The sequence below is a fragment of the Nonomuraea sp. NPDC005983 genome (assembly GCF_040614375.1).
Classification (GTDB): domain Bacteria; phylum Actinomycetota; class Actinomycetes; order Streptosporangiales; family Streptosporangiaceae; genus Nonomuraea.
On the sequence record NZ_JBEXUP010000240.1, the window covers coordinates 1 to 8,150 of the forward strand.

General features: G+C 72.8%; 4 protein-coding genes and 1 pseudogene. 1 reads left to right on the plus strand and 4 read right to left on the minus strand.

Features of this window, described 5'->3' with window-relative positions; genetic code table 11:
- The 4 genes and pseudogenes from ABZ297_RS45550 to ABZ297_RS45565 all read right to left on the minus strand — a co-directional run.
- A pseudogene (locus ABZ297_RS45550) lies at positions 1-731 on the minus strand (glutamine synthetase); the annotation flags it as partial.
- Complete coding sequence (locus ABZ297_RS45555; protein WP_355360435.1) at positions 728-2,146, minus strand: APC family permease; 1,419 nt, start codon at positions 2,144-2,146, stop codon at positions 728-730. The gene ABZ297_RS45555 and the pseudogene ABZ297_RS45550, both read right to left, overlap by 4 nt.
- Positions 2,147-2,274: 128 nt before the next feature.
- Positions 2,275-3,123: a MurR/RpiR family transcriptional regulator gene (locus ABZ297_RS45560; RefSeq protein WP_355360438.1), complete on the minus strand. Its 849-nt coding sequence runs from the start codon at positions 3,121-3,123 to the stop codon at positions 2,275-2,277.
- A gap of 153 nt (positions 3,124-3,276) precedes the next feature.
- The gene (locus tag ABZ297_RS45565) at positions 3,277-6,663 is read right to left on the minus strand and encodes a phosphodiester glycosidase family protein (protein ID WP_355360441.1); all 3,387 of its coding nucleotides are present in this window, start codon (positions 6,661-6,663) and stop codon (positions 3,277-3,279) included.
- A 96-nt stretch (positions 6,664-6,759) separates the two neighbouring features.
- On the opposite strand from ABZ297_RS45565, the gene ABZ297_RS45570 reads away from it, so the two are divergent.
- The gene (locus ABZ297_RS45570; protein WP_355360444.1) at positions 6,760-7,929 is read left to right on the plus strand and encodes a cytochrome P450; all 1,170 of its coding nucleotides are present in this window, start codon (positions 6,760-6,762) and stop codon (positions 7,927-7,929) included.
- The last annotated feature ends 221 nt before the right edge of the window (positions 7,930-8,150 follow it).

Genomic DNA, 8,150 nt, shown 5'->3' on the forward strand with positions numbered 1-8,150 from the left:
GACAGGCCGCCGGGCCCCGCGGGGTCGGCCAGCGTGCCGCCCTCGAAGGACAGGTGGATGTGCACGCCGTTGCCGCTGCCGTCGGGGTGCAGGATGGGCGCGAAGCAGGCGCGCAGGCCCCGCCGCCTGGCCAGGTCCCGCACCAGCTCGCGCAGCAGCACCGCCCGGTCGGCCGCCTGGAGCGCGCCCGCCGGGGCGAGCGTGATCTCGTGCTGCGCCTCGCCGTACTCGGGCAGCCAGGTCTCGGGGGCGAAGCCGTTCGACTCCAGCAGCGCCACCAGGTCCGAGCCGAACGGCTCCGCCGTGCGGTAGCGGTCGAAGGAGAACGGCAGTGAGGAGGGCAGGCCGTCCAGGGTGAACTCGTGCTCGAAGGAGGCGACGGGTGTCAGCCCGAGCCCGGCCAGCTCCGCCACGGCGGCCGCGAGGAAGCCGCGCGGGCAGCACTCCCACGGCGTGCCGTCGGGCAGCTCCTGCCCGGCCAGGTAGAGCCTGGTTCCGGGCACGTCGCCGTCGGCGGGGACGTCCACACGGGTGCCCGGGTCGGGCAGCAGCCGCAGGTCGCCCGTTGAGCCGAACGGGTTCTCTGCGATCGGGCCGAAGCAGGTCAAAGCCAGGTCGGCGGGCACCCAGCCGGTGCCGCCGCGCAGCACCGCGTCCTCCCTGGAGGCGGGCACGGCCCGGCCGCGCGTCTGCCCGGCCAGGTCGCACGTGGCGACGAACACGTTGGTCATGACAGGACATCCTCCTCGACGGGGCCGGCGAACTCGGCGGTGAGCCGTTCGCCGATGCGGCGCACCAGGCCGGGCGCGGCGAACACGGCCACCAGCCCGGCCAGGCACCAGGCGCCCGCGATCCACGGGAACAGGCTGAGCGACTGCTGGTAGAACACGTAACACAGGTAGGCGATGGCCAGCACCGGTACCAGGATCTCGTATCTGGGGATCCGGCCGCGTCCCGACACGATGAACGCGACCACTCCCGCCGCCGCCACCGCGTAGGCGACGAGCAGGCAGAGGACGCCGAGCGTGGCGAACCAGTAGTAGGCGTCGAACGCCGTCACGCCCGTCAGGTTCAGGATCGCGTCGCCGACCAGCCCGGCCACCAGCGCGACGACCAGCGCCACCGTGGGCGAGCCGGTGCGGGGGTGGGTGCGGGCCAGCGGGCGCGGCCCGAAGCCGTCGCGGGACAGCGCGAACAGCAGGCGGCTGGCCGCCGCCGAGGAGCTGATGGTGGCGGCGAAGGCGGACGCCATCGCGGTGAACGCGATCACCAGCGAGAACCAGGTGCCGATGTAGGACTCGGCGAGGGCCGACAGCGACGACTCGGTGCCCGCGAAGGCGTCCGTGCCGTCCTTGCCGGTGCCGAAGCCGATGGTCTGGGCGAACATCACCACGATGTACAGCCCGCCGGTGAGCAGGACGCTGCCGGCCAGGGCGCGCGGGATGTTGCGCTTCGGGTCGTCGGTCTCCTCTCCGAGGGAGGCGCACGCCTCGAAGCCGGCCCAGGACAGGAACGCGAACACCGTGGCCGTCATGACGGCGCCCGTGCTGGTGCCGTCCAGGGTGAACACGGACAGGTCGAGCGTCTGCCCGGAGGGGGCGGTGCCGGTGCCGGTGCGGGCCACGACGACGGCGCTGAGCACCAGCATGCCGACGATGCCGACGCCCTCGACGGCGAGCAGCGTGCGGGCGGTCACCCGGGACTCACGCGAGTTGACCGCCCACACCCCGGCCGCGGCGACCAGGGTGACCACGAACCACGGAATGTCCCAGCCCAGGCCGAGCGCCTTGAAGAAGGCCTCGGCGAACACCGCCGTCGCGGCGAGCGTGCAGACGGTGAAGAACAGGTAGGTGCCCAGCAGCGCGAACCCGCCAAAGAACCCGGCCTTGGGGCCGAGCGTCACGCCGGCCAGCGCGTAGACGGACCCGGCGTGGTTGAAGTGACGCGTCAGCCTGACGAACCCGTACGCGACGAGGGCGACGCCGGCGAGGCCGAGCACGAACACCAGGGGCACGGCCTTGCCCACGGTCGAGGCGACACCCTGGCCGTTGAGCGCCATGGCCAGGGTGGGCCCCATGAGGCCGACCGACAGGGTCAGCGCTTCCCAGAGTCGCAGCTTGCGCGGTGGGCGCGGGTCATCGGTCACCTGGCACTCCAGAGGCTTGTCGGGGGCTGTTCAGGAATGAAACAGAACGTTCACCTCTCGCGTCAAGAAGTCGTTGTGAAATTTATGTTTCATCCTGTCCGCCACCGCCCGCGCGGCGCGGCGGAGATCTAGTCGATCGTGACGTCCCCGGAGATCTCTTCGATCCGTCGCAGCCGGTCCTGCCCCAGCCTCGCCGTCACCTCGGCCACCACCGTCTCCACCAGCGCCATCGCGGGGACCAGGCTGTCGAACGGGCTCGGCGCCTCGACCCTGGCGGGGATCACCAGCTCGGCGGAGTCGGCGGCGGGCGACAGCCACGGGTCGGTGAAGAGCACCACTTTGGCGCCACGGGCGTGCGCGGCGCGGGCGAAGCTCACGATGTCGCGCTGGTAGCGGCGGTAGTCGAAGACCACGACCACGTCCTTGCGCCCGGCGTCGACGCAGGCGGCGCCCATCGCCTCCGGCTTCGGGTCGAGCACCCGCGTGCCGGGCCTCAGCAGCCGCAGGTGCAGGTCCAGGTACTCGGCGAGGATGTGCGAGTATCGCCCGCCGACGGACGTCACCCTCCTGGCGGGGTCGGAGAGCAGGTCGGTCACCCGGTCGAGCTCGGGGTCGGACAGGGCGGCGAACGTCTCGTCCATGCGCTGCCGGTACACCTCGGCCGCCGCGACGCGCGGCGACCCCTCGGTGGCGTGCCGGCCGAGGGTGAGCGGTGACGCCCGCCGCGCCTCGATCTCCTCCCGCAGCGCCTGCTGGAACGCCCGGTACCCGGGAAAGCCGAGCCGGGCGGTGAACCGCACCACGGTGGGAGCGCTCACCCCGGCCCGCTCGGCGAGCCGGGCCGCGGTCTCCAGCCCGGCGGCGGGGTAGTTCGCCAGCAGCGCCCGCGCGACCAGCCGCTCCCCCGCCGAGGCGTCGTCCAGCCCCCGCCGGACCCGCTCGGCCACGGACACGACCACCCCATCATCGCCGGCCATCGATCGTCTCTCCCCTCGTCGCCGTCCCGAACTCCCATTCTGTCGGCTGCGGCGAACGGGAGAAGCAGGCGAGGACGTGCGAAAGGCCCGGCGGGACGGGCGGACGGCCGGTCAGGCCGTCACCCGTGTCGCGCCGGGCCCATGCTCACAGGGTCACGAGGCGGCCACCGCGACCACCGCCTCCTTCCGGACGCCGCTGACCGTCACGCCGACCGTCACCTGGCCCTCGCGCAGGGCCGTGAGTGTGCCTGTCGCGGGGTCCAGGGCCGCCACGTCCCACGGCTTGGCACCCGCGCGCGAGCCGATGTGCAGGTTGGACGAGCCCGACCACGCCACCGAGACCGGGTAGGCCGCCGGAACCGTGCGGCCGCCCTGCTTCAGCGTCGCCGTGACCTGCGCCGTGCCGCCCGCCGGGACGGTGGCCGGGGCGGCGAGCGTCAGGTCGTCCACGTGCGGCCGGACCTGGGTGCCGATCCAGGTCGGCGCGTCCACGAACCAGTTGTGCCTGACCTTCTCGGCCTCCTTGGAGGTCACCGGGTCCACGCCCCACAGCGACCAGCCGGTGAAGCCGCCGTCGTCCGCGGCCGTGGCCGGGTTCTTGCCGGAGTTGCCGTTGATGAAGTACGGCACGGCGTCCACGTGGGAGGCGTGGAAGGTGCCGACGTGCCCGCCGATGTAGGCCGCGCCCTTGCCGGTGGTGCGCTGGAAGTCCGCCAGCCAGCCCTCGACCAGCGCGGCCTCCTTGCGGTCGCCGAGCTGGCTGCCCTTGCCGGGCGTGGGGTCGCGCGGCGGGACGTGGAACAGCACGGCGACCGACCCGACCGCGTCGTCCTTCGCCGCGGCGTCGAGCTGGGAGCGCAGCATGGCCACTTGGTCGTAGCCGCCGCCCCGCAGGTTCAGCCGCGAGGTGTCGAGGGTGACGAACCGGGTGCCCTTGTGGTCGAAGGTCTGGTAGGTGTCGCCGAACACGGCCCTGAAGTTGTCGATCTTGCCGCCCATCACCTCGTGGTTGCCGGGCACGTAGTGGTAGGGCAGCGCCCCGCCGAGCTCCTCGTCCAGGATCTTCTTGGCCAGTGCGAAGTCGGCGGGCGAGGCCTCGTCCACGAGGTCACCGTTGATCAGCAGGAAGTCGGGCTTGGCCGCCTTGATCTCCTGCAGCGTGCGGCGGGCGTTGCGGACGATGTCGCTGTCCGGCTCCCTGGCCACGAACTGCGCGTCCGACATGACCGCGAACCGCCACGGCATCGTGGCCACCTCCGGCCTGACGACCGGGTCGGCGACCTTCTGGGCGGGCGGCGCGGACACCGACGGCGGCACCTTGGCCACGAGCCCGTCGATGAGGATGTCGTTGGTGTAGCTCTGGTCGGCGCGCGTCTCGGCGACGTAGAAGCGCCGCAGCTTCAGCGGGTAGTTGACGCCGGGGGGCACGGCGAACTCGACGTACTTCCAGCCGGTCCACGTCATGTACGGGCCGCGCAGGATCTGCGACTGCCCGAGCGCGTCGTAGAACTCCAGGCTCGGCCACTCCCCCTTGCCGGTGGAGTTGATCCAGAGCCCGAACGCCTGCGGCTGGCCCGGCACCTCGATCTGCTGCGGCGGGCTGGCGTAGGCGGCGCGGGTGGCGGTCGACTGGGTGAAGTCGTAGGACAGCTTGAGCCCGCCTCCGGTCTGCCCGGTCGCGGCCGACAGCGAGCCGGTGGCCCGCGCGGCGGCGAAGGTCCACTTGGCGGCGTCCTCGAAGTCGGCGACGGGCTTGTCCTCGAAGCCGACCGTGACGGGGACGGCGGTGGTGATCGATCCGATCTTGGCGGTGATCAGCCCGGAGCCCGTCGCCTGCTTGGCCTTGACGGTGAAGAACCCCTGATCGCCCGGCGTCACCTCGAACAGGTTGCGGTCGTAGCCGAGCGTGAGGTCGCCGGGCTCGATGGGCGCGGAGTTGCCGTTGCGGTCGTAGCCGACGACGCCGAACGTGCCGGTGCCGTCCTTGCCCGCCAGGCCGAGCCGGTCCGTGGTCGCGCCCAGCCGCTGCAGCGGCTGCAGGACGGTCAGCTCCAGGGTGCCCTGGGCGCCGTCCTTGGAGGCGGTGACCGTCGTCTGGCCGGGCACCAGGGCGTGGAACCTGCCGTCGCGCACCACGCCGTGCACGGCCGGGTTGGCCCGCCAGGCGGGGGTGCCGGAGGCGGGGCCGTAAGTCTCGTCGTACCCGGCGGCGGTCAGCCGTCGCGTGAGGCCGGGGAAGACGCGGTCGGGACGGCCGCCGGCGACCGGGCCGACGCCCGGAGCCTTGGCCGGGTCGCTGGCCGTCTCCAGCCAGAAGCCCTTGAGCTTGCCGCTGCCCTCGGGCGCGTACAGGGCGAGCCCGTTCGGGACGGACCGCTCGCCGCCGTCGGACGGGCTGTTCTCCACCTGCACGTCGGCGGAGCCCGGCTCGCGGGCGAGCAGCGTGGACGAGCCGCCGCCGTCAAGGTTGAGCGCGCTGGCGGCGCCCAGCTCGACCATCATGGCGGCCAGCTCGTTGAGCGTGACGCCGCGGCTGTCGGCCTGGCGGCCGTCGACCGTCAGCAGGTACATCTTCCTGCCGTCGGCCGAGAAGCCGACCGCGGTGCGCGGGTGCGCGGCCGGGTCGCCGGAGTCCTGCGCGACGCCGTCCTTGACCAGGACGACGTTGCCGCCGACGGCCGCCTTGACGGCGCTGCCGTCCGACGCCTTCGGCTGGTACTTCACATCGACGCGGTCGCCGGCCTTCAGCGACGCCAGCGCGGCGGCGCCGGCGTCGCGGCCGAGCAGGATGGTGGTGCCCGCCGGGATCGGCCCGGTGCCCGCGGCGTTCCGCACGGCGGTGACCACCCCGCCGGTCAGCTCCACCTCGGTGACGGAGGTGGCGCCCTCGACGGCGCGGGCCCGGCTGTAGGAGCCCCACAGCGGCGTGAACAGGCCGACGCCGCCCTTCTGGACGATCTGGTTGAACTGGGTGAGCGTCACAGGCGAGCCGCCGGCGGGGGTGGCGGTGCCCTCGAAGTACATCTTCAGCACGCGCCCGACGCCGTCACCGGTGATCGCGACGGCGTTGTCATGGCCTGAGATGGGCGACTGGACGAGGGTGCCGTCCTGGACACCGATGCCCTGCGCCGCGCTGGAGTTGTTGATGTCGAAGAAGTCGCCGTTGACGGCGGCGACGGCGTGGGAGCGCTTGGCGGGCCCCGACAGCGGTTCGGCCTTGGTCACCTCGCCCGACGTCAGGTAGTCGGCCTTCGCACCGCCGCCGAGGTCGGCGGTGAGGGCGTCGGCACGCAGCCAGCCCAGCGCGTCGTAGGTGTCGAACGAGGTCAGCGAGATGCCGGGGGCGACGGGCCTGGTTCGCTTGTCCGTCTCCAGCCGCTGGGCGGGAGCGTTCTGGACGAGCAGGGTGGAAGGGGGCGGGTAGGACGACGCCTTCAGCGCGTCCTCCGCGGGAGGCGAGGGAGGTGTGGGTTCTGCCTGGGCGGGCGCCGCGATACCTAAGACGAGCGCGGCGGCGGCCACATAACGGAGGGTGTGCACGACCGAACTCAATCGCCCATGGATATAAGTTTCAAGACTTGCAAATGAACTAAAAGAAAATTTCAGATCTTGCCGGTCCCGTGACCGGCTTGCACGATGGGACGCGTGGATCAAGAGGCGTTCTACCGCGATCCGTACCCCCGCTACGCCGAGGCCCGCGCGGCTTCCGGCCTGACGTTCGTCCCGGAACTCGACGCGTGGCTGGTCGCCAGGCACGCGGACGTCCGCGAGGTGCTCGGCAGGCCCGAGGACTTCTCCTCCGCCGGCGCGCTGCGCCCGGACGTCATTCCCGGGCCTGCCGCGCTCGCCGTGCTCTCCGCCGTGCCCGGCGGCGGCCCGATCGTGCTCGGCAGCGACGGCGAGACCCACCAGCGGCTGCGCAGGCCCCTCACCCGCGGCCTGTCCCCGGCCAAGGTGGCGACGGCGCTGCCCTTCATCACCGGCCGCGTGGCCGAGCTGATCGCGTCCTTCAGGGACGAGGGGCGGGTGGAGTGGATGAGCGGGTACGCCGGGCCGCTGCCCGCCTCGGTGATCGGCCACCTGCTCGGCCTCGACCCGGGGGACGTCCCGGCCGCGATCCAGGCCGGGCAGCACGCCGAAGCCCTGCTGTTCACGCCGATGCCGCAGGACGCGCAGGTCGCCGCCGCCCACGAGGTCGCCGCCCTGCGCCAGCTACTGGACGGCCACGCGCGGGCCTGCGCCGACCGCGACGACCTGACAGGCGAGCTGGTGCGCGGCCTGCCGTGGGCGGAGGTGGTCGGCAACCTGGAGAACCTCATGCTGGCCGGGCACCTCACCACGACCGCGCTGCTCGGCGGCGCCGTGCACAACCTGCTGCGCGACCGCCGGCAGTGGGAGCTGCTGTGCGAGCGTCCAGAGCTGCTGCCGGCGGCGATCGAGGAGGCGGCCCGGTTCGACGCGCCCATCCAGGGCTTCAGGCGGCGGGTCACCCGCCCGCTCACGCTGAGCGGCACCGACCTGGAGGAAGGAGCCGTGCTGTTCGTCTCGTACGCCTCGGCGGGCCGGGACGAGACGGTGTACGAGCGGCCGGACGTGTTCGACATCACCCGCGCCCCGGTCAGGCACCTGTCGTTCGGGCACGGCGCGCACGGCTGCCCGGGGTCGCAGCTCGGCAGGGAGCAGGTGCGGATCACCTTGGAGACGCTGATCCGCGAGCTGCCGGGGCTGCGGCTGGCCGAGCCGGGCGTCACGATGTCCGCCACGTTGATCCACCGCGCCCCCGAAGAGCTCTTCCTCACCTGGTGACAACCGGGCCGCACCGGAAGAGATGGGACCTCTCTGCCAGCCCACCTGGCCGCCCCTAGCATCCGTGCGGTTACACATCCGATGTCTTGGGGGGAACCGGTCGGCGGAGGGTGAGCCCCCGCCGGGCCGAGAGGGACCTGGCCGGCCTGGGCGGGCTGAAGGAGCGGCCGGGCGGGCCTGCGAGGGCCCGGCCCGGCCGAGGTGAAGGGGGGCCCTCGCAG